Below are 17,886 nucleotides of genomic sequence, written 5' to 3'. Positions count from 1 at the left end.
ATGAACCGACGCATCGCAGTGGTGGCGTGCGCCGCCGCACTGACCTTCGTCGCCGCGGGTACGGCCTCGGCCGCCCCCGCCCCTGCCTCCGCCCCTGCCTCCGCCCCTGCCTCCGCCTCCATCGGCGTGCAAACGATCACGCCGGGCCAGACGTACGTCATGGCGCCCCGGGACACGCCCGACCAGTGGCTCGGCGACAACGACTGGATGGGCAGTGTCGTGTGCCAGGCCAGCCGGCTCTGGTACGGCAGCCGCCACGACAACGCCGTGTGGCAGGTGACCGGACACGGCGACGGTTCCATATCGCTGGTGAACATGGACGCGGAACAGAACCGCATGAGCCTGGCGTCGGCGGGCGGCGGGATCCGCATCGACGAGGGCAACGGCGAGCAGTTCAACTGGGACGTGATCGCCGGTCCCGGCGGGACGGTCGCCCTGCAGAACAGGCAGACGAGGCGGTTCCTGTCCGTCGTGGCCGGGACGGTCGTCGGAGCCGTCCAGGCCTACTACTGGTACATGACCAACGCACGCCCCTGAAACGACGGCGGCCCCGCCTCCCGGCAAGGGAGGCGGGGCCGGCCGCCGTGCGTCAGAGCTTCTCGGGGGTGCGGATGCCGAGGAGGGACATGCCCTTGTTGAGGGTGCGGGCGGTCAGGTCGCACAGGAACAGGCGGTTCTCGCCGACGACGAGCTCCGGCTGCGGCTTGATGACCGGGCACTCGGTGTAGAACGTCGTGAACAGCGAGGCCAGCTGGTAGAGGTACGCGGCCACCTTGTGCGGGGCGTGGTCCGCGGCCGCCTCCTCGATCAGCGCGCCGAACCCGTCCAGGTGCAGGCCCAGCGCCCGCTCGGCCGGAGCCAGCTCCAGCTCCGGGTGGGCAACCGGGGAACGGTCGCCCGCGTTGCGCAGGATGGACCGGATCCGGGCGTACGCGTACTGGAGGTACACGGACGTGTCACCGGTGAGCGAGACCATCTGGTCCAGGTCGAACTTGTAGTCGCGCGCGGCGGAGGTGGAGAGGTCCGCGTACTTGACCGCGCCGATGCCGACCTGGAGGCCGTTCTCGACGATCTCCTGCTCGGTGAGCAGGCCGCGCTCCTTGTCCTTCTCCCGGACCACGGTGGTCGCCCGCTCCACCGCCTCGTCCAGCAGGTCCACCAGCCGGACCGTCTCGCCCTCACGGGTCTTGAACGGCTTGCCGTCCTTGCCGAGCACCGTGCCGAAGGCCAGCTGGACGGCCTTGACCTCGTCGTTCAGCCAGCCGGCGCGCCGGGCCGTCTCGAAGACCATCTTGAAGTGCAGGGACTGGCGCGCGTCGACCACGTAGATCAGGGTGCTCGCGTCCAGCTTGCCGACGCGGTCCCGGATCGCCGAGAGGTCGGTCGCGGCGTAGCCGAAGCCGCCGTCCGACTTCTGCACGATCAGCGGGGTCGGGTTGCCGTCCGGGCCCTTGACGTCGTCGAAGAACACGCACAGCGCGCCGTTGGAGCGGACGGCGACGCCCGAGTCCTCCAGCAGCTTGCAGGTCTCGACCAGCATGTCGTTGTAGCCGGACTCGCCGACCACGTCCTGGTCCTGGATGTCCATGTCCAGCTTGTTGAAGACGGAGTAGAAGTAGATCTTCGACTCGTCCACGAACCGCTGCCACAGCGCGAGCGTCTCGGGCTCACCGGCCTGGAGGTCCACCACCCGGGCCCGGGCGCGCGTCTTGAACTCCTCGTCGGAGTCGAAGAGCGCGCGCGAGGCCTTGTAGAGGCGGTTCAGGTTGGACATGGCCTCCTCGCCGGAGACCTCCGCGTCCGACTTGTGGTCCAGCTCGTGCGGGTGCTCCAGCAGGTACTGGATGAGCATGCCGAACTGGGTGCCCCAGTCGCCGATGTGGTGGCGCCGGACCACCGTCTCGCCCGTGAACTCCAGGATCTCGACCATCGCGGCACCGATCACGGCGGACCGCAGGTGGCCGACGTGCATCTCCTTGGCCACGTTCGGCTGCGCGTAGTCGATCACCGTGGTGCCCGGGTTCTGGGCGAGGGGGACGCCGAGCCGGTCGTCCGCGGCACGCGCCGCCAGGGTCTCGGTGATCGCGCGGTCGGTGACGGTGATGTTGAGGAAGCCGGGGCCCGAGACCTCGATCTCCTGGATCAGGTCACCGGTCGGGATGCCCTCGACCACGGTCGCCGCCAGCTCGCGCGGGTTGGCCTTGGCCTTCTTCGCGAGCGCCAGGATGCCGTTGGCCTGGAAGTCGGCCCGGTCGCTTCGTCGCAGCAGCGGGTCGGCGCCACCGGCCTCCGGCATCGCCGCCGCGAGGGCGTCCGCGACGCGCTGATGGACGGAAGAAGCGAGGGAAGGGACCGAGGCCATGAGCTGCCGTTCCTGTGAGGTCGTGCCTGAGCGTGCACTTGGTTGTTCCGACAAGAGCCGAGTATCCCACGCGGGTGCCTTCGGTTTCACGGGAGAAAACAACCCCGGAGCTCCTTGTTCCGTCTGGGAGAATGGCAGCAGCCAGCATTCGAGATAGAAGGACGTGTCGTGGCTCAGAGCGCCCAGAGCAGCACCGAGACCGACTGGGTCTCCCGTTTCGCGGACGAGGTCATCGCCGAGGCGGAGCGCCGAGCCCCGGGCAAAACCGTCGTCGTCGCGTCCGGCCTCTCCCCCTCCGGCCCGATCCACCTGGGCAACCTCCGCGAGGTCATGACCCCGCACCTGGTCGCGGACGAGATCCGCCGCCGGGGCATCGAGGTCCGCCACCTCATCTCCTGGGACGACTACGACCGGTACCGGAAGGTCCCGGCCGGCGTCCCCGGCATCGACGAGTCGTGGGCCCAGCACATCGGCAAGCCTCTGACCTCCGTGCCCGCCCCGGCCGGTTCCGCGTACCCGAACTGGGCCGAGCACTTCAAGGCCGTCTTCGTCGAGGCGCTGGCCGAGATGGGCGTCGACTACGACCCCATCAGCCAGACCGAGCAGTACACGAGCGGCGTCTACCGCGAGCAGGTGCTGTTCGCGATGAAGCACCGCGGCGACATCGACGCCGTCCTCGACCAGTACCGCACCAAGCAGAAGCCGGGCGGCAAGAAGCCCCAGCAGAAGCAGGTCGACGAGGCCGAGCTGGAGGCCGCCGAGGGCTCCGGCGCGGCCGCCGAGGACGACGGCAGCAGCACCGAGGGCGGGTACTTCCCGTACAAGCCGTACTGCGGCGAGTGCGGCAAGGACTTCACCAAGGTCACCTCGTACGACGACGAGACGACCGAGCTGACCTACGTCTGCACCGAGGACGAGTTCACCGAGACGGTCAAGCTCAGCGAGTTCAACCGCGGCAAGCTGGTCTGGAAGGTCGACTGGCCGATGCGCTGGGCCTTCGAGGGCGTGATCTTCGAGCCGTCCGGCGTCGACCACTCCTCGCCCGGCTCGTCCTTCCAGGTCGGCGGGCAGATCGTGCACATCTTCGGCGGCGAGCAGCCGATCGGCCCGATGTACGCGTTCGTCGGCATCAGCGGCATGGCGAAGATGTCCTCCAGCAAGGGCGGGGTCCCCACCCCGGCCGACGCGCTGAAGATCATGGAGCCGCAGCTGCTGCGCTGGCTGTACGCCCGCCGCCGCCCCAACCAGTCCTTCAAGATCGCCTTCGACCAGGAGATCCAGCGGCTCTACGACGAGTGGGACAAGCTGGAGGCCAAGGTCGCCGACGGCTCCGTGCTGCCCGCCGACGCCGCCGCGCACGCCCGCGCCGTCCGCGTCGCCTCGCACGAGCTGCCGCGCACCCCGCGCCCCATGCCGTACCGCACGCTCGCCTCGGTGGTCGACATCACCGCCGGACACGACGAGCAGACCCTGCGCATCCTGAGCGACCTGGAGCCGGAGAAGCCGCTCACCTCCCTCGACGAGGTACGCCCGCGCCTGGACCGCGCCGAGAACTGGATCACCACCCAGGTCCCGGCCGACCAGCGGACCCTCGTACGCGAGGACGCCGACGTCGAGCTGCTGTCGTCGCTGGACGACGAGGGCCGCGAGTCGCTGCGCATGCTGGTGGACGGCCTGGACTCGCACTGGTCGCTCGACGGGCTGACCACGCTCGTCTACGGCGTGCCGAAGGTGATGGCCGGCCTGGAGCCCGACGCCAAGCCGACGCCCGAACTCAAGGTCGCGCAGCGCACCTTCTTCGCGCTGCTCTACCGGCTGCTCGTGACCCGGGAGACCGGACCGCGCCTGCCCACGCTGCTGCTCGCGGTCGGGGCGGACCGGGTGCGCAAGCTGCTGGCCGCGTAAGGGCCGTGGACATGCGGAAGGGCCCGCACCCCCCGGGGTGCGGGCCCTTCCGCATGCGGGTCGCGACGCCCCGTGCCTACGCTGATGCGTGGAGATTCCCGTCCCCTGGTGGGAGGAGCCCGCCGTGAGCTGCTGGAACAGGCGGCTGCGCCGCACCTGGGTGGCCGCGGCGACCGCCGGGCTCCTGGTCGCACCGGTGTCGGCCGGAGCGGCGTACGGGGCCGGGACCCCGAGCCCGCCGGTGCCGTCGGCGACGGGGCGCGCCGCCGACGACACCCGGTTCCCGCAGCTGACGCCCGAGGTCGCGCGGAAGCTGGACGACGCGATCCGCAGGGTGATGCGCGAAACCCAGGTGCCCGGCGTCATCGTGGGCGTGTGGGCGCCGGGCAAGGGTGCGTACGTACGTACCTTCGGCGTGTCCGACAAGGACACCGGGAAGCCGATGTCCACCGACTTCTACTCGCGCATCGGCAGCGAGACGAAGACCTTCACGGTGACGGCCCTGCTCGAACTGGTCGACCAGCACAAGGTCGGACTCGACGACCCCATCGCCAGGTACATCGGCGGGGTACCGAACGGCGACCACATCACCCTGCGCCAACTCGCCGGAATGCGCAGCGGGTTGTACAGCTACACCACCGACGAGAGCTTCGCGAAGGACCTGTTCGCCGACCCGGGGCGCGGCTTCACCCCCCAGGAGCTGCTGGCGTACGCCTGGAAGCGCCCCGGAGTGCAGTTCCAGCCCGGCGAGCGCTTCGACTACTGCAACACCAACCTGATCCTGCTGGGGCTCGTGGTGGAGAAGGTCACCGGGCGCCCGCTGCAAGACGTCATCGAACAGGACGTCGTGAAGCGCGGCGGCCTCCAGCACACCCTCTTCCCCACGGACGCCGCCTTCCCCGAGCCGCACGCCCAGGGCTACTCCGACCAGACGGCGACCGGCAAGGTCGAGAACGTGACCGACTGGAACCCCTCCTGGGGCTGGGCCGCCGGCGCGATGATCTCGAACCTGCGGGACCTGCGCCGCTGGGCCGGTGTCCTGGCCGACGGCACGCTCCTCACCCCCGCCACCCAGGCCCAGCGCCTGAAGACCGAGCCCACCGGAATCGAAGGCGCCGGCTACGGACTGGGCATCTTCAACGTCCAGGGCTGGATCGGCCACAACGGCTCACTGCCCGGCTACCAGTCGCTGACGATCCATCTGCCCGGGCCGAAGGCCACCCTCGTGCTCCTGTCGAACACCGACATTTCGCACGACGGCTTCGAACCGAGCGTCCTCTTCGGGCAGGCGATCACGCAGATCCTCACCCCGGAGCACGTCTTCTTCCTGCCCAAGCCCGTCTCGGAGCCGAAGTCCTCGACCCCGCCGTCGTCCTAGGCGATGTGCTCGTTCTCCAGGTCGCGCTGGTAGCGCTGCTTGAGCTCCGGCATCATCTTGCGGATCATCGACGCGCTGCGCGGGTGCACCACCCCGTGGCGGTCCGAGAGGTGTATGTCCACCTGCTCCGGGGTCGGGAACTGCGAGTGCTCGTCGATGTAGGAGCGGAAGACCTCGTACGCCGTCTCGGCGAACTTGAGCTCGTCGATCGACGGGGGTTCCTCGGCGGACTCCTGCGGCGCCCGTTCCGGCGCTGCCTCCCGGCGGGGGGCCGGTACCGGCAGCTCCTCCTGCGGAGGCTGCGCCTCAAGGCCCCGGTCATGGCCCCGCTCGAAGCCCTCCGGACCCGACGGGGCCATGACCGGGGCCGGCTCCGGGCCCTCGACGTAGCGGGGGTCGTAGCCGCCCTCGTACGCCGCCTGCGGTGCGAGCGGCGCCGCGAACCAGGCGCTGTTGTGCGCCGCGGGCATGGCCGTCGGGTCCACCGCGAAGGGTGCGGGGGCGTGCTGCGGCTCGGGCTGGGGCTGGGGTTCCGGCTGGGGCTGGGGCTGGTGCTGCGGCTGCGGCTGGGGGCCGGCCTCGGGCTGCGGCGCGGCCTCGCCCGCCGGCAGGGCCGGGGCCGGTGCCGGGGCCGTCTGGACCTTGACGCCCACGCCCATGACCGCCGCCGCGGCCGGGGGCAGCAGCACCGGGTCGATGCCCGCCGCCGCCAGGCCCTCGGGCGCGGTCTGGGCGAGCGGGACACCGATCCGGGCCAGGCGCAGCGGCATCAGCGCCTCCACGGGGGCCTTGCGGCGCCAGGCCCGCCCGTACCGGGCCTGGAGACGGGCCTGGTAGATCAGCCGGTCCTGCTCCATGGCGACGGCCTGCTCGTAGGAGCGCAGCTCCCACAGCTTCATCCGGCGCCACAGCTTGAAGGTGGGCACCGGGGAGAGCAGCCAGCGCGTGATGCGCACGCCCTCCATGTGCCGGTCCGCGGTGATGTCCGCGATCCGGCCCACCGCGTGCCGGGCCGCCTCCACCGTGACCACGAACAGGATCGGGATCACGGCGTGCATGCCGACACCCAGAGGGTCCGGCCAGGCCGCGGCCCCGTTGAAGGCGATCGTCGCGATCGTCAGCAGCCACGCCGTCTGGCGCAGCAGCGGGAAGGGGATCCGGATCCACGTCAGCAGCAGGTCCAGCGCGAGCAGGACGCAGATGCCCGCGTCGATGCCGATCGGGAAGACCAGCGAGAAGCTGCCGAAGCCCTTCTGCAGGGCGAGCGAGCGGACGGCGGCGTACGAGCCGGCGAAGCCGATGCCCGCGATGACGACGGCTCCGGCGACCACGACACCGATGAGTATCCGGTGGGTACGAGTCAGCTGCATCGCGGCCACCCGCGGTCCCCTCCCCTTGTCGAGCTACGGCAGGCACAGAGTACGCGCGTACGGGTGAACGGATGCCAGCGGTCCGCCCGCCGCGACGCCGCTACTGCGACTGGGCCGGCGAGGCCTGCTGCTCGGGCTGCTTCTGCTGGTTGGCCGCGTCCACCGAGGCCACGGTCTCCTTCGCCGCCGCGATGGCGTCCTGGAGCATCCTGCTCTGGTCCGGGGAGCCGGCGCCCTCGTAGGCGGCACCGTTGAAGTCGAGGGTGACGACCACGTTCTGGGTGCGCGCGATGACCGTGCTGTTGAGGAAGTCGCCGTCCTTCTTGGTGGTGAAGGTGATCGACGTCGCCTGGTCGCCGATGCCGCCGGCCTGCTCCGTCTTCACGTCCGAGGCGCCCTCGGTGACCTTCGCCTTCTCGACCTGCTTGGTCAGCTCGTCCTCGGCGCGCTTGTTGCCGGTGCCGACCGAAGCGAGCGAGTCGTAGCGGACCAGGGAGATCGAGAGCCAGCGGTACTGCGAGCCCTGGAGGCCGCCCTCGTCCAGGCCGTTCCAGGAGCAGCTGGCGCGGCTGGTCAGGTCGTTCGACTTGGCCGACGTGCCGTTGTTGTCCTTCGCCTTCGGCACGAGCGTCTCGATGGTCTTCGTCTGGACCGCCTTGCACGGGTCCGGCAGCGTGCCGTACGCCGCCTTCTCCAAGGTGGCCGACGGCTTCGCGTTCGGCTTGGACGAAGCGGACGAGCCGGACTTCTTGCCGCCGTCGGCGTTCGAGTCCTTGCCGGAGTCGGAAGAGCAGCCGGCGAGCGTGAGGACCACCGGGACGGCTGCGCAGGCGAGAACGCGGGTGAGGCGCGAGGCTGATCGGTGCATGGTTCCTTCAGACGTTGGGGGACTGCCTAATGCGGGCGCGGGACCGGAGCAACGGTAGCCCGACCCGGCGCCCGGCTGCTGTGCGCGCCGTCACGCAGGCCCCGTACGCCCTCGGTGACCGGCGCGGCTACTCGTCGAACCGGTCGACCAGCGCCTGCGCCAACTGCCTTGTCCTGTCCTGGGTTTCACCGCTCGACGGGACCGTGCCGGGCAGCGACGGCTGCACGCTGTACTCGACGGTGACGATGACATTCGAGGTACGGAACACAATCCGCACGGTGCGCGACTGCGCGGCGGTGGCGCCGGCCGCGCTGAGCTTGTCCTCCAGGTAGGAGTCGTCGCCGAGCCCCTGCAGGACGCGGGAGCCGAGCTCGACGGGGGCGGAGGGGGAGGGGGAGGGGGAGGGGGAGCCGGACGGGGAGCCGGAGGGGCTGCCGCTCGCGGCCGGGGGTGAGGCCGGGGGTGCGGACGGGGTCGCGGCCGGCGCCGAGGAGGAGGGGGACGGGGACGGGGACGGGGAGGTCACGACCCCGGGGAAGGGCAGGTGGGCGTCGGTGAGCCGGCGCACGTACACCTGCTTGGCCTTGTCGTCGTCGCTCGCGGCGGTCCGGTCGTACGAGACCACCCGCTCGAAGCCGACCGACAGCAGCCTGGTGCCCTCGGGCGTCTGCGCGCTCCAGCGGCACCCGACGTTCCGGTCGCCGTCGTACGAGGCGTCCGCGGCGCCGGCGTAGAGCTGGTCGCGCTGCTGGTCGGTGAGCTCCTCGGCGGCCGGGAGCATCGTCCTGACCCGCTTGCCGTCGACGGCCTTGCAGGGCGAGGGCAGGCTGCGGTACTTGCCCGGCTGGGCGACGGTGCCCGCGTTGCCGCCGGCCTTCGCGTCGGAGGTCGTCCCGACGCCGCTGCCGCTGCTGCACCCGGCGAGGCCGGCCACGAGCGTGCTGAGCATCGCGATGCCGGGCAGGACTTGCCGTACTGCCTTGCGCTGCACGTCCACTGGCTCCCCTCGGGAAAAATGCGTTGCCGCGGTTCGGGCGCGGATGGACACAATGTCTATCGCACACGCTGGTGCTGGCGCCGGTCCTCTGTCGCTTATGGGGCCAAGAGCGAGGCTTTTTGCGTATTCAGATTTTTCTGTGGTTGACGGGGTATTGAGGCCTAAATGTCGTATGTAGAGGTGCCCGGGGCGAAGGTCCCGATCCGGATGTGGGCCGACCCGGCGTCGGTCGAGGACAGTGCGATGCAGCAGCTCCGCAACGTCGCCACCCTCCCGTGGATCAAGGGTCTGGCCGTCATGCCGGACGTCCACTACGGCAAGGGCGCGACGGTCGGCTCGGTCATCGCCATGAAGGACGCGGTCTGCCCGGCGGCGGTGGGCGTGGACATCGGCTGCGGCATGTCGGCGGTGAAGACCTCCCTGACGGCGAACGACCTGCCGGGGGACCTGTCGGTGCTCCGGTCGAAGATCGAGCGCGCGATCCCGGTGGGGGCGGGCATGCACCGCGAGGCGGTGGATCCGGCGCGGCTGTACGGGTTCTCCGTGGACGGCTACGACGACCTCTGGTCGCGGTTCGACTACATCACGGATGCGGTCAAGTTCCGTCATGAGCGTGCCAGGAAGCAGATCGGAACGCTCGGGTCCGGAAACCACTTCATCGAATTCTGTCTCGATGAGTCGGGCTCGGTCTGGCTGATGCTGCACTCCGGCTCGCGGAACATCGGCAACGAGCTGGCGGACTTCCACATCAACGTGGCCCGCGGCCTCGCGCACAACCAGGGCCTGGTCGACCGGGACCTGGCGGTGTTCCTTGCCGCGACGCCCGAGATGGACGCTTACCGCAACGACCTCTTCTGGGCGCAGGCGTACGCGAAGTACAACCGCGCGGCGATGATGAGCCTGTTCAAGGAGGTCATCCGCAAGGAGTTCCGGAAGGCGAAGGTCTCCTTCGACCACGAGATCAGCTGCCACCACAACTACGTGTCGGAAGAGCGGTACGACGGCATGGACCTGCTGGTCACCCGCAAGGGCGCGATCCGCGCCGGCAGCGGCGACTACGGGATCATCCCGGGCTCGATGGGCACGGGCTCGTACATCGTGAAGGGCCTCGGCAACGAGAAGTCCTTCAACTCGGCCTCGCACGGAGCGGGCCGGAAGATGAGCCGGACGGCCGCGAAGAAGCGGTTCTCGGCGCGGGACCTGGCGGAGCAGACCAAGGGCGTGGAGTGCCGCAAGGACTCGGGCGTCGTGGACGAGATCCCGGGCGCGTACAAGTCGATCGAGCAGGTCATCGACCAGCAGACCGACCTGGTCGAGGTCGTGGCGAAGCTCAAGCAGGTCATCTGCATCAAGGGCTGACGAGGAGACGGTCGACGGTCGGCGACCAGGTGGACGGGGATGCCGGCCTGGGCGTAGCAGTCGACTTTGAGGCCGAGGTCGTCGGACCAGCTCGTTCTCCTCGAGCCCGCGCCGCGAGAGTGCCGCGCGACTTCACCCGCACCTGCGGATCGGCGCGGCGGCCCCGCAGGGGCGGGGAGTTCGCGGGCGTGGTTTCATTCGGCGGGGTTTTGGCGGGTCGGTGCTGTGGGGGGATGGTTCGTGGGCGGGTTCTCGGCTGGTCGGCGGCGTGTGTGGGTGGGCGTTGTCGGGGCGGTGGTCCTCGGGGTGGGCGGGTGTACTTCCGCGAAAAGTGACGGGGAGGCGGGGGCCGTGGCCGCGGCGCCGCCGTCGCCGGCGCCCACCGCGGCGATGGTGATCGGCAAGGAGCAGGCGGAGCAGGTCTTCAACCGGTACGCGGAGGAGAGCTTCGACGCCGAAGTGCGGCGCGACGAGGAAGCGGCCGCCAAGCTGCAGACCGGGCCGCTGCTGGAGGCGAGCCGGGCCCGTTACGCGCAGCTGAAGCAAGCGTTCCCGGTCGCGGCGGAGAGTCGCTACACCCAGCCGTCGTTCCTGATTCCAGCGGAACGCGACCAGCCGGGTTACCCGCGCTCCTTCGTGGTGCTGAGCAAGTCGTCCTGGAATCCCGCCGGCCGGGAGACCGCCGTGCACTACTTCGTCCAGGAGGCGCCCGGCGGGGAGTGGAAGGCGGCCGCCGGCTCCTGGGTGAACGACGGGCCGATGAAAACGCAGAACGAGGACACGCCTTCCCGGCATGCGGGATTCGGGACGCGGGACAAGGAGATCGCCCCGGTCGGCCGGGATGCGGCGGGGGCCGTGACGCTGTCGCCGACCGCCGGTGCGGACCGGGAGGTGTGTGAGCGGTACGCGGAGTACATGACCTTCACCGCGCCGGACGGGGAGCCGCAGAGCGAGCACTTCGTTCCGGGCGATCTGACGACGGGGATCGTCAAGGCGTACAACGAGGCGAACGAGAACCTGGACTTCACCAGGAGGCGGTACCACTTCGAGGTGGTGGGCCAAGAGCTGCCGGTGGTGCGCCTGGTGGACGGCAAGTCCCTGGTCACCTGCTCCTACCGGCGGACGGACCACTGGTCGGGCAAGGACGCGGCGTTCCGCTACGGGACCGGCAGGTTCAAGGACGTGGACGCGCTGCTGGGCGGCGGGAACAAGTGGTGGCGGGACACGACCGTGCGGCGCAGTGTGACGGTGACCTTCGAGGTGCCGCAGGCCGGTCCCGCCGACGTGGTCGGCAGCAACTCCCTGAAGGCGCCGTTGCTTTCGGCGGAAGGAACTCCCCGCTAGGGGATTGACGGCCGGAGTTGGTCTAGACCAAAGTGTGCGGCATGTGGAGATCCCGCGTGCTGCTTGCCGCGTTCGTGTCGTTGTCGCTCGGTCTCGGGGCCGCCGGGGCGGCCGGGGCGGCTCAGGCCGGGGCGACTCAGGTCGGGGTGGGGCTGCCGCCCGTCGTGTCGCACGTGCCGACCCGGGAGAAGGTCTTCTTCATCACCGTCGACGACGGCTGGAACCACGATCCGCAGGCCGCCCGGATCCTGCTGGAGCAGCGGGTGCCGGTCTCGTTGTTCCTGCTGCCCGGGGCGGCCTCCTACGACACCGGCTACTTCACCCGGCTGATCGGCGAGGGCCGGGCCACCGTCGAGAACCACACCGTCAACCATCCCGACCTGACCACCCTCGACGCGGCCGGCAAGGACGCCGAGGTGTGCGGGGCCGGTGAGCAGCTGGACGCGGTCTTCGGGAGGACGCCGAAGCTGCTGCGGCCGCCGTACGGGGCCGTGAACGACGAGGTGCGGGCCGCGGCCAAGGCGTGCGGGGTGAAGGCCCTCGTGACGTGGACGTACGACTTCACCACCTGGAGCCAGACGCCTCCGACGCCACGGCTGCAGGCCGGGGACATCGTGCTGCTGCACTTCACGCCCACGCTGGCGGCGGACCTGCAGCGGGCCCTGGACGCGGCGAGGGCCGCCGGTCTGAAGCCGGCGGCCCTCATGCCGCACCTGAAGGCGGCCGGGCTCGTCTGACCGGGCTCGCCCCACCGGGCTCGCCGACCCGGGGGTCAGAGCTCGCGGTGGACCTTCGTGTTCGAGGCCTGGGCGCGGGGGCGGACCACCAGGAGGTCGATGTTGACGTGGCTGGGGCGGGTCACCGCCCAGGTGACGGTGTCGGCCACGTCGTCGGCGGAGAGGGGGTCGGGCACGCCCGCGTAGACCTTCTCCGCCTTGGCCGCGTCGCCGCGGAAGCGGGTCTTGGCGAACTCCTCGGTCTTGACCATGCCCGGGGCGATCTCGATGACGCGGACGGGCTGGCCGACGATCTCCAGACGGAGGGTCTCGGCGAGGACGCGGGCGCCGTTCTTGGCGGCGACGTAGCCGGCGCCGCCCTCGTACGTGGAGTGCCCGGCGGTGGAGGACAGGACGACGACCGTGCCGTCACCGGAGGCGGTCAGGGCCGGGAGCAGGGCCTGGGTGACGTTGAGCGTGCCGATGACGTTGACCTCGTACATCGTGCGCCAGTCGGCGGGGTCGCCGGTGGCGACGGGCTCGGCTCCGATGGCGCCGCCGGCGTTGTTGACGAGTACGTCGCAGCGCTCCAGGGAGGCGGCGAAGGCGTCGACGGCGGGGCGGTCGGTGACGTCGAGGGCGTACGCGGTCGCCTGGTGCCCGGCCTCGGTGAGCTCGGCGGCGAGGGCCTCGATGCGGTCCTTGCGGCGGGCGGTGAGGACGACGTGGTAGCCGGCCGCGGCGAGCTGCCGGGCGGTGGCCGCGCCGATGCCGCTGCTCGCTCCGGTGACTACGGCGGTTCGGGTGGCCGTGCTCATGTGCGGGGCTCCTCGCTGTTGCTCGTTCGTTCGTACGGGCGATTCCTCGCCAGCATAGGTGGGGTCAGCGCCGGGGCGTGTACATGATCACGGCCATGCCCGCGAGGCAGACGAGGGCGCCGGTGACGTCCCAGCGGTCGGGCCGGTAGCCGTCGGCGGCCATGCCCCAGACGAGGGACCCGGCGACGAAGACTCCGCCGTAGGCGGCCAGGACGCGGGCGAAATCGCCCTGGGGCTGGAGGGTGGCGACGAAGCCGTAGAGGCCGAGGGCGATGACTCCGGCGCCGATCCAGGCCCAGCCCTTGTGTTCCTTCACGCCCTGCCAGACCATCCAGGCGCCGCCGATCTCCAGGACGGCGGCGAGGAGGAAGAGGGCTGCGGAGCGGGCGATCACCATGGCTGGAAGCGTACGCAGGGGGCGCGGGCGGGTGCGTGCAGATGGAGGGCGACTCGCCCTCATTCGAATGATGGTCCGATCGGCGGACGGGTGGGCTGGCTAGCGTCCGCGCGTGGAGGTGGTCGCGGTGCGCCGAGGTGTCGTACGCAGTGTGGTGGTGGCCGGGTTGCTGGTGCTGGGCGGGGCCGGGGCCGGGCCGGCCGGTGCGTCGGCCGGGCCCGAGGCCGACGTGGCGTACCACGGGCGGGTCGCCCTGGCCCACGGGCGGCTTCGGATCTTGATGGTCCCGGAGAACGAGGGCCCGTCCGCGGTGCCGAACGCCACCCTGCGGGTGAGGGTGTCGGCCGACCTCGCGGACCGGCAGGCACTGGCCGGGGGCTGCGCCCGGGCCGGGCAGCGCGAGGTGGTCTGCGAGACGGGGTCGATGCCGCTGCACGGGCGGGGGCGGCACATCGGGCTCGTACTGGACCTGCGGGAGAGCGCGCCCGAGGTGGTGGTGCGGATCGACACGTGGTGGAACGGCGGGGCGACCGACCGGAACCACACCAACAACGAGCACGTGGTGCTGGCGCTGGACACGGGCGACACGTACGCGTTCTGAGCTACGGGGTGGCCACGCCGCCGAATTCGGCGACGGCCTCGCCGACGATGCGCTCCAGCCGGGCGTGGTGGGCTCCGCGCCAGTAGACGCGCTCGCAGTCGGCGCACTGGGCGAACACGTCGTACGAGCGGTGCGTGCCGTCTTCGAGGCGGTCGCCGACGCTGTCCTTGGTGGCCCGGCGGAGCGGGCCGTTGCAGGCGGTGCAGCGGGTCCAGGGGGCGAGGGCCGGGGCGAAGCGGCCGAGGACGTCGCGGAGCTGCTCGTCGGGGTTGTCGCTGTAGACGTACGCGCCCGCGAACAGCTCGCGGCGGCGCAGCAGTCCGCGGTCGCGGGAGAGCAGGACGCGCTGTTCGGCGGCGGAGCGGGAGGCCAGGGCCGGGTCGCCGGGGTCCTCGTTCTCGTACGCGGCGTCCACGCCGAGCAGGCGCAGGCGGCGGGCGAGGGTGCCGAGGTGGACGTCGAGGAGGAAGCGGAGCGGGGCGCCGGGGACGTGTTGGGGGCGGTCGACCCCGAGCACCTCGACGGACTCGCCCGCTCGGGGGACGTACGAGAAGGGTGTCTCGGTGCCGTCGACGAGGATGTGGCCGACCTCGGTGAGCGGGACGCCGGCCGATTCGACGACGTGGCCGAGGCTGGAGGCGCCGTCGGTCGTGGTCGGTACGCGCTCGCCGCGCCGGGCGGGCGCTGCGAAGACGTGCAGTTCGGGGGCGAGGGTGAGCTGAATGCCGGGTCCGTTCACGGGGCCAGCATGCCATTGCCCGGGCGGGCGGCGCGGGTGAATTACGGGGCGGCAGGGGTGGGGGCCACGGCTTCGTCGTAGGTCTCGCGGTGGGCGTCGACCTCGTCGAAGTGGTTCTCGGCCCACCGCCTCACGGAGCCGGGTCGTCCTGACGATGGCCTGACGGCGGCCCCCCGGGACTCCGCCCCGGACCCCGCGCCTCAATCGCCGGCGGGGCTGGAGGCGGCCTGTGCCGACGGGGCTCCGACCCGGACCCCGGGCCGCCTCAAACGGCGGCGGGGCTGGGTTGGGCCGTCGGCGTCACGGCCAGACCAGGCAGTACGGCTGGTGGCCGGCCTCGTGGAGGCGGTGGGAGAAGTCCTGCCACTCGTGGAGCAGCTGGTAGACGTTGAACGCGTCGCGGGGGCCGCCGCGGTCGGGGACGGTGGACCAGATGAAGGCGGCCGCACCGACGGACTCCTCCCCGATGCCGCGCAGCGGGTCGACCACCGTCATCGGGAGTTTGACCACCGCGTAGTCGGGGTGGAGGACGACCAGTTCCAGCGGGGGCACCTTGTGCAGGGGTATGCCCTCGATGCCGGTCAGGACCATCGCGGCCACCGTCTCCGGCTTGATCTTGGTGAACAGGCCGCCCATGCCGAGCTCGTCGCCGCCCAGCTCCTCCGGCCGCATCGTCACCGGGACGCGGGCGGCGGTGGCCCCGTCGGGGGCGCCGAAGTACTTGTACGTCACGCCCATGCCGCGGCCCTTGGGGAGGTCGTCGGAGTCCTGCGCGGGTCCCGCGTCGGGCTCGGCCGCGTCCGTGGCGCGGCGGCGGTGCTTGCCGCGGCGACGGGATTCACGGGCGCGCTGCGGGTCCAGGCCGTCCGTGCCCTCGCCCGGTCCACCACCGCGTTGCATATCTCCACCCGACTGGTCTTGCCTGCCCCGGCCCCGTGACCTCCGCCACGCAGCCTGATCATCATGGCAGTGACCTCCCCCCGGGCGGCGCGGTGAAACGCCCGTCCGCAAGTCAGTCGCGGCCTCTGAGACCATGGCTGGTGTGAGCTACCCGTACCCGTATGAAGCCAAAGTCTCGCAGACTCTCTTTGACCGCGCGTCCCTCGTGACGCCTGGCGGCGTGAACTCTCCCGTGCGCGCCTTCCGCGCCGTGGGCGGAACGCCCAGGTTCATGGTGTCCGGTACCGGTCCGTACCTGACCGATGCCGACGGCCGCGAGTACGTCGACCTGGTCTGCTCGTGGGGGCCGATGATCCTCGGCCACGCCCACCCGGCCGTGATGGAGGCCATCCAGGCCGCCGTCGCCCGCGGCACCTCCTTCGGCACGCCCGGCGAGGGCGAGGTCGCGCTCGCCGAGGAGATCGTGGCGCGCATCGAGCCCGTGGAGCAGGTCCGCCTGGTGTCCTCGGGCACCGAGGCGACGATGTCCGCGATCCGGCTGGCCCGCGGGTTCACGGGCCGCGCCAAGGTGGTGAAGTTCGCCGGCTGCTACCACGGCCACGTGGACGCGCTGCTGGCCGCCGCCGGGTCGGGGCTCGCGACCTTCGCGCTGCCCGACACGCCCGGTGTGACGGGCGCGCAGGCCGGGGACACGATCGTGCTCCCTTACAACGACCTCGAAGCGGTGCGGGCGGCGTTCGCCTCGCACCCCGGTGAGATCGCCTGTGTGATCACCGAGGCCGCGCCCGGCAACATGGGCGTCGTCACCCCCGCCGAGGGCTTCAACCAGGGGCTCGCCGACCTCTGCCGCGAGAACGGCGCCCTGTACATCTCCGACGAGGTCATGACGGGGTTCCGTACGAGCCGCGCCGGCTGGTACGGGGTCGACGGGGTCAAGCCCGACCTGATGACCTTCGGCAAGGTCATGGGCGGCGGCTTCCCGGCCGCGGCCTTCGGCGGCCGCGCCGACGTCATGGGGTACCTGGCGCCCGCCGGGCCCGTGTACCAGGCGGGCACCCTGTCCGGTAACCCCGTGGCCACCGCCGCCGGTCTCGCGCAGCTGCGGCTGCTGGACGGGGCCGCGTACGAGAAGGTCGACGCGGTCTCGAAGGAGATCCAGGGCCTGGTCACCGCGGCGCTCGGCAAGGAGGGCGTGGCGCACCGGGTGCAGACCGCGTCCAACATGTTCTCCGTCTTCTTCACCGAGGACGAGGTACGCAACTACGACGACGCCAAGAAGCAGGAGGCCTTCCGCTTCAACGGCTTCTTCCACTCGATGCTGTCGCAGGGCGTGTACCTGCCGCCGTCGGCGTTCGAGTCCTGGTTCGTGTCCACCGCCCACGACGAGCGGGCGATCGAGCGCATCGCGGCCGCCCTGCCCGCCGCCGCCCGAGCCGCCGCGGAGGCGACCGCATGAGCGACATCACCGTTGTCCACCTGGTGCGCCACGGCGAGGTGGAGAACCCGGAGGGCGTCCTCTACGGCCGCCGCGCGGGCTACCACCTCTCCGAGCTCGGCCGCCAGATGGCCGACCGGGTCGCCGAGCACCTCCAGGGCCGGGACATCACGCACGTCGTGTCCTCGCCGCTGGAGCGGGCCCAGGAGACCGCGGCGCCGATCGCGAAGGTGCACGGCCTGGACCTGGCCACCGACGGCCGGCTGATCGAGGCGGGCAACGTCTTCGAGGGCAAGACCTTCGGTGTCGGGGACGGCGCGCTGCGCCGGCCGGAGAACTGGAAGCACTTGACGAACCCGTTCAAGCCGTCCTGGGGCGAGCCGTACGTCGAGCAGGTCGTACGGATGATGAGCGCGCTGGACACGGCGCGCGACGCGGCCCGCGGCCACGAGGCGGTGGCGGTCAGCCACCAGCTGCCGATCTGGATCGTGCGCAGCTTCGCGGAGAAGCGGCGGCTGTGGCACGACCCGCGGCGCCGGCAGTGCACGCTGGCCTCGCTGACGTCGTTCACGTACCAGGGCGACAAGCTGGTGTCGGTGGGCTACAGCGAGCCGGCGCGTGATCTGGTCCCGGCGCATCTGCTGGCGGGGGCGAAGCCGGTCAAGGGGAAGTCCAAGGCCTTCGGGGCCTGAGGGCG

17 protein-coding genes are annotated in these 17,886 nt (G+C 71.2%); 9 read left to right on the top strand and 8 right to left on the bottom strand.

Annotated elements, in window-relative coordinates:
• A complete protein-coding gene (locus ACFWB8_RS20075; RefSeq protein ID WP_385228438.1) occupies positions 1 to 537 on the top strand; it encodes a hypothetical protein in 537 nt (178 codons plus the stop codon).
• A 52-nt stretch (positions 538 to 589) separates the two neighbouring features.
• Here the strand turns inward: ACFWB8_RS20075 and argS are convergent, their stop codons facing one another.
• Positions 590 to 2,362 (bottom strand): arginine--tRNA ligase, encoded by a 1,773-nt coding sequence (argS, locus tag ACFWB8_RS20070; protein ID WP_385228435.1) that lies wholly within the window; start codon positions 2,360 to 2,362, stop codon positions 590 to 592.
• Between the two features lie 168 nt (positions 2,363 to 2,530).
• On the opposite strand from argS, the gene lysS reads away from it, so the two are divergent.
• Both lysS and ACFWB8_RS20060 read left to right on the top strand, forming a co-directional pair.
• A complete protein-coding gene (gene lysS, locus ACFWB8_RS20065; RefSeq protein WP_385228432.1) occupies positions 2,531 to 4,267 on the top strand; it encodes a lysine--tRNA ligase in 1,737 nt (578 codons plus the stop codon).
• A 124-nt stretch (positions 4,268 to 4,391) separates the two neighbouring features.
• Entirely contained in the window at positions 4,392 to 5,645 is a 1,254-nt protein-coding gene (locus tag ACFWB8_RS20060; protein ID WP_385228429.1) for a serine hydrolase domain-containing protein, read from the top strand.
• Here the strand turns inward: ACFWB8_RS20060 and ACFWB8_RS20055 are convergent.
• The 3 genes from ACFWB8_RS20055 to ACFWB8_RS20045 form a co-directional block, all read right to left on the bottom strand.
• Positions 5,642 to 7,024, bottom strand: a complete 1,383-nt coding sequence (locus tag ACFWB8_RS20055; protein ID WP_385228426.1) for a DUF2637 domain-containing protein — start codon at positions 7,022 to 7,024, stop codon at positions 5,642 to 5,644. The two genes, ACFWB8_RS20060 and ACFWB8_RS20055, sit on opposite strands and share 4 nt — an antisense overlap.
• Before the next feature lie 91 nt (positions 7,025 to 7,115).
• Positions 7,116 to 7,883 carry a DUF3558 domain-containing protein gene (locus ACFWB8_RS20050; RefSeq protein WP_385228423.1) on the bottom strand — a complete coding sequence of 256 codons (768 nt, stop codon included), beginning with the start codon at positions 7,881 to 7,883 and terminating at the stop codon, positions 7,116 to 7,118.
• 127 nt (positions 7,884 to 8,010) lie between these two features.
• Positions 8,011 to 8,874, bottom strand: a complete 864-nt coding sequence (locus ACFWB8_RS20045) for a DUF3558 domain-containing protein (RefSeq protein ID WP_385228420.1) — start codon at positions 8,872 to 8,874, stop codon at positions 8,011 to 8,013.
• A gap of 171 nt (positions 8,875 to 9,045) precedes the next feature.
• Between ACFWB8_RS20045 and ACFWB8_RS20040 the strand changes: the two genes are divergently transcribed.
• The 3 genes from ACFWB8_RS20040 to ACFWB8_RS20030 all read left to right on the top strand — a co-directional run bounded on the left by ACFWB8_RS20040 (position 9,046) and on the right by ACFWB8_RS20030 (position 12,320).
• A complete protein-coding gene (locus ACFWB8_RS20040; RefSeq protein ID WP_385228417.1) occupies positions 9,046 to 10,239 on the top strand; it encodes an RtcB family protein in 1,194 nt (397 codons plus the stop codon).
• A gap of 351 nt (positions 10,240 to 10,590) precedes the next feature.
• The gene (locus ACFWB8_RS20035; protein WP_385228414.1) at positions 10,591 to 11,583 is read left to right on the top strand and encodes a hypothetical protein; all 993 of its coding nucleotides are present in this window, start codon (positions 10,591 to 10,593) and stop codon (positions 11,581 to 11,583) included.
• A gap of 41 nt (positions 11,584 to 11,624) precedes the next feature.
• On the top strand, positions 11,625 to 12,320 hold the full coding sequence (locus tag ACFWB8_RS20030) for a polysaccharide deacetylase family protein (RefSeq protein ID WP_385228411.1): 696 nt from the start codon (positions 11,625 to 11,627) through the stop codon (positions 12,318 to 12,320).
• Positions 12,321 to 12,355: 35 nt separating this feature from the next.
• On the opposite strand, the gene ACFWB8_RS20025 is transcribed toward ACFWB8_RS20030, so the two are convergent.
• Positions 12,356 to 13,117, bottom strand: coding sequence for an SDR family oxidoreductase (locus tag ACFWB8_RS20025; RefSeq protein ID WP_385228408.1), 762 nt, complete (start codon positions 13,115 to 13,117; stop codon positions 12,356 to 12,358).
• A 64-nt stretch (positions 13,118 to 13,181) separates the two neighbouring features.
• Positions 13,182 to 13,514: a YnfA family protein gene (locus ACFWB8_RS20020; RefSeq protein ID WP_385228405.1), complete on the bottom strand. Its 333-nt coding sequence runs from the start codon at positions 13,512 to 13,514 to the stop codon at positions 13,182 to 13,184.
• 112 nt (positions 13,515 to 13,626) lie between these two features.
• Between ACFWB8_RS20020 and ACFWB8_RS20015 the strand changes: the two genes are divergently transcribed.
• The gene (locus tag ACFWB8_RS20015; RefSeq protein ID WP_385228402.1) at positions 13,627 to 14,115 is read left to right on the top strand and encodes a hypothetical protein; all 489 of its coding nucleotides are present in this window, start codon (positions 13,627 to 13,629) and stop codon (positions 14,113 to 14,115) included.
• Between the two features lies 1 nt (position 14,116).
• Here ACFWB8_RS20015 and ACFWB8_RS20010 read toward each other — a convergent pair whose 3' ends face one another.
• Positions 14,117 to 14,854, bottom strand: a complete 738-nt coding sequence (locus tag ACFWB8_RS20010) for a Mut7-C RNAse domain-containing protein (RefSeq protein ID WP_385228399.1) — start codon at positions 14,852 to 14,854, stop codon at positions 14,117 to 14,119.
• A 300-nt stretch (positions 14,855 to 15,154) separates the two neighbouring features.
• On the bottom strand, positions 15,155 to 15,592 hold the full coding sequence (locus ACFWB8_RS20005; protein WP_030161262.1) for a hypothetical protein: 438 nt from the start codon (positions 15,590 to 15,592) through the stop codon (positions 15,155 to 15,157).
• Positions 15,593 to 15,887: 295 nt separating this feature from the next.
• On the opposite strand from ACFWB8_RS20005, the gene hemL reads away from it, so the two are divergent.
• Together hemL and ACFWB8_RS19995 are read left to right on the top strand one after the other, a co-directional pair.
• The gene (gene hemL / locus ACFWB8_RS20000) at positions 15,888 to 17,210 is read left to right on the top strand and encodes a glutamate-1-semialdehyde 2,1-aminomutase (protein ID WP_385228396.1); all 1,323 of its coding nucleotides are present in this window, start codon (positions 15,888 to 15,890) and stop codon (positions 17,208 to 17,210) included.
• Positions 17,207 to 17,881, top strand: a complete 675-nt coding sequence (locus ACFWB8_RS19995) for a histidine phosphatase family protein (protein ID WP_385228393.1) — start codon at positions 17,207 to 17,209, stop codon at positions 17,879 to 17,881. Before hemL ends, ACFWB8_RS19995 begins: the two co-directional genes overlap by 4 nt.
• Positions 17,882 to 17,886: the final 5 nt, after the last annotated feature.

Origin of the sequence: Streptomyces sp. NPDC060031, from assembly GCF_042736805.1 — a bacterium.
GTDB lineage: Bacteria > Actinomycetota > Actinomycetes > Streptomycetales > Streptomycetaceae > Streptomyces.
Note: the sequence above shows the minus strand (reverse complement) of the source record. Positions and strands in the feature narration are given on the sequence as shown.

Coding starts and splice junctions, on each gene's coding strand:
- ACFWB8_RS20030 (WP_385228411.1), top strand. CDS start 11,625: ATGTGGAGATCCCGCGTGCTGCTTGCCGCGTTCGTGTCGTTGTCGCTC.
- ACFWB8_RS20020 (WP_385228405.1), bottom strand. CDS start 13,514: ATGGTGATCGCCCGCTCCGCAGCCCTCTTCCTCCTCGCCGCCGTCCTG.
- ACFWB8_RS20025 (WP_385228408.1), bottom strand. CDS start 13,117: ATGAGCACGGCCACCCGAACCGCCGTAGTCACCGGAGCGAGCAGCGGC.
- ACFWB8_RS19995 (WP_385228393.1), top strand. CDS start 17,207: ATGAGCGACATCACCGTTGTCCACCTGGTGCGCCACGGCGAGGTGGAG.
- ACFWB8_RS20005 (WP_030161262.1), bottom strand. CDS start 15,592: ATGGGCGTGACGTACAAGTACTTCGGCGCCCCCGACGGGGCCACCGCC.
- hemL (WP_385228396.1), top strand. CDS start 15,888: ATGGCTGGTGTGAGCTACCCGTACCCGTATGAAGCCAAAGTCTCGCAG.
- ACFWB8_RS20075 (WP_385228438.1), top strand. CDS start 1: ATGAACCGACGCATCGCAGTGGTGGCGTGCGCCGCCGCACTGACCTTC.
- ACFWB8_RS20040 (WP_385228417.1), top strand. CDS start 9,046: ATGTCGTATGTAGAGGTGCCCGGGGCGAAGGTCCCGATCCGGATGTGG.
- ACFWB8_RS20050 (WP_385228423.1), bottom strand. CDS start 7,883: ATGCACCGATCAGCCTCGCGCCTCACCCGCGTTCTCGCCTGCGCAGCC.
- argS (WP_385228435.1), bottom strand. CDS start 2,362: ATGGCCTCGGTCCCTTCCCTCGCTTCTTCCGTCCATCAGCGCGTCGCG.